Genomic DNA, 2,704 nt, shown 5'->3' on the forward strand with positions numbered 1-2,704 from the left:
CACGGTGCGCGGGTATCCAGTTCGGGAGGTGTCCCGACGCTTGGGGGTCAGCAAGTATTCTCTCTACAAGTGGCTGAAGCTGTTTGGGGAGCCTGTCCCGAAGCCTGGCGTGGACCACGAGGCCGAGAACCGTCGGCTGAAGCGCGAGCTGGCCAGGGTCACCGAGGAGCGCGACATCTTAAAAAACCGTTTCGGGCCGCAGCCCGCCTGTGCGCGGGATAAACAGCTTGTGCTATGCTCCGCTAGAAGGGCAGTTGCCGATCGCTTATTGGTGGGCTGGACCCCGTTAAAAAACGTGGCACATGGGCTGATGCGCACTTGAGAGTGGTGACGCCGCCATCGCGGTGATCCCGGTTAGGAAGATGACGAACTTGCATGGCCCACGCCCTTCGCGTTGAACGGAGGAGATGCCATGACAAAGCGTAAGACCGGTGGCCACCCGGACCTGAAGATGGTCAATCCCAATGCGGCCGCGATCGACATCGGCTCGACGATGCATATGGCGGCTGTGAACCCTGACACCGACATCATGCCAGTGCGCGCCTTTGGGACATTCACCCAAGACCTACACGGTCTCGCCGCCTGGCTCCGGTCGTGCGGTGTCACCAGCGTGGCGATGGAGTCGACCGGCGTCTACTGGATACCGGCCTTCGAGATCCTTGAGGCGCATGGCTTTGAGGTCATCCTGGTGAATGCCCGCTATGCCAAGAATGTGCCAGGACGCAAAACGGACGTCAGCGATGCGGGATGGCTGCGCCAGCTGCATTCCTACGGCCTGCTGCGTGGCAGTTTCCGCCCGGAGGCGGAGATTGCCACCTTGCGGGCTTACATGCGCCAGCGCGAGCGTCTGACAGAATATGCCGCCGCGCATATCCAGCACATGCAGAAGGCGTTGATGGAGATGAACTTGCAGCTGCATCACGTCGTGTCCGACATAACTGGTGCGACCGGCATGCGGATCATCCGTGCCATTGTCGGCGGCGAGCGCGATCCGGAGGTTCTTGCCGCGTTCCGGGATATTCGCTGCAAATCTTCTATGGACACGATCAAAGCCGCGCGGGTCGGCAACGACCGTGAGGAGCATGTCTTTGCCCTGACACAGTCGCTGGAGCTTTATGACTTCTACAAAGCGCAGATCGAGACGTGCGACCGGAAGCTGGAAGCTGCGGTGAAGTCGCTGACGGTCCGAGCCTACGATGATCTGGCCCCGCTGCCCAAGGCGCGGATCAAAGGCAAGCAGCACAATGCGCCATCCTTCGATGTGCGTGCCGCTCTTTACGGGGTGTTGGGCACGGACCTCACGCAGATCCACGGGCTCGGACCATCGCTGGCCCTTAAGTTGGTGGCTGAATGCGGCACGGACCTGCGCGCCTGGAAAAGCGCAAAGCACTTCACGTCTTGGCTCTGCCTGGCCCCGGGCAACAAGATCTCTGGTGGCAAGCTGCTGTCCTCGCGGACACGCCGATCCTCCAGCCGCGCCGCCGCGCTTCTGCGTCTGGCTGCCGTCACGATTGGGCGAAGTGACACGGCCCTGGGCGCGTTCTATCGACGCCTCTCGGCGCGGATCGGCAAGCAAAAGGCGGTGACGGCCACGGCGCGCAAAATAGCAGTGCTTTTCTACAATGCTGTCCGGCATGGCATGACCTATCAGGATCAGGGAGCGGCGGCATACGATGAACGGCACCGGCAACGCGTGCTCTCAAACCTTCAACGGCGTGCGAGGACCCTCGGATTTGCATTGGCGCCTATTCCCGAGACAGTGGCTGTTTCTTAGGAAGGCGACGGCGTACTTCGCGCGCGAGTCCCAATGAAGTACGCCTTCATCCGGGCGCATCGCGGGGAGTTCGGCGTACGGGCCATGTGCCGGGTGCTGCGGGTCCATTTCTCTGGCTTCTATGCATGGCTTAAGGAACCGTTAAGCCACCGCGCGCAGGAAGATCTGCGCCAGACCGAACTGATCCGTCAGGCCTGGACTGACAGCGGCAAGGTCTATGGCTATCGCAAGCTGACGGACGATCTGCGCGACCAGGGCGAATGCATCTCGGAGAACCGTGTTGCCCGGCTAGCGTCGTTGGCCGGGATCGCTGCGCAGATCGGCTACAGGCGTCGTCCCGGACGCTATGGCGGCAAGCCCGCGGTGGTGGCGGAGAACAGGCTGGAACAGCGGTTCGAGGCATCTCAGCCCGATCGGGTCTGGGTGACCGATATCACCTACCTGAGGACGCACGAAGGCTGGTTGTATCTCTGCGTCGTCATCGACCTGTTCTCCCGCCGTGTCGTCGGTTGGTCTGCACAATCCCGCATGACGACGGATCTGGCGCTCCAAGCCCTTCTGATGGCTGTCTGGCGACGAAAGCCGTCTGACCGGGTCACGGTGCATTCAGACCAGGGCACCCAGTTCACCAGTCGCGAATGGCAGACCTTCCTCCGTCAGCACGGCCTCGAACCCAGCATGAGCCGGCGCGGGAACTGCCACGACAACGCCGTCGCCGAGAGCTTCTTCCAGCTCCTGAAGCGAGAACGCATCCGGCGTCGCACCTACCCGACCCGCGACGCCGCCAGGCAAGACGTGTTCGAATACATCGAGATGTTCTACAACCCGAAGCGCAAGCACACGAACAACGGCATGCTGTCGCCCGTTGACTTCGAGATCAGACAGCAGAAACTCAACGAGGCAGGTGTCTAGGAAACTAGGGGCACCTCA

1 protein-coding gene and 2 pseudogenes are annotated in these 2,704 nt (G+C 61.7%); all 3 read left to right on the plus strand.

Annotation, left to right across the window (positions count from 1 at the left end; genetic code table 11):
- Positions 1–184, plus strand: a pseudogene (locus IEW01_RS17565) (transposase); the annotation flags it as partial.
- Positions 185–412: 228 nt separating this feature from the next.
- Complete coding sequence (locus IEW01_RS17570) at positions 413–1,774, plus strand: IS110 family RNA-guided transposase (RefSeq protein ID WP_188530323.1); 1,362 nt, start codon at positions 413–415, stop codon at positions 1,772–1,774.
- A gap of 12 nt (positions 1,775–1,786) precedes the next feature.
- A pseudogene (locus tag IEW01_RS17575) lies at positions 1,787–2,686 on the plus strand (IS3 family transposase); the annotation flags it as partial.
- Between the last annotated feature and the right edge of the window lie 18 nt (positions 2,687–2,704).

Origin of the sequence: Sinisalibacter lacisalsi (assembly GCF_014640115.1) — a bacterium.
Classification (GTDB): Bacteria; Pseudomonadota; Alphaproteobacteria; order Rhodobacterales; family Rhodobacteraceae; genus Sinisalibacter; species Sinisalibacter lacisalsi.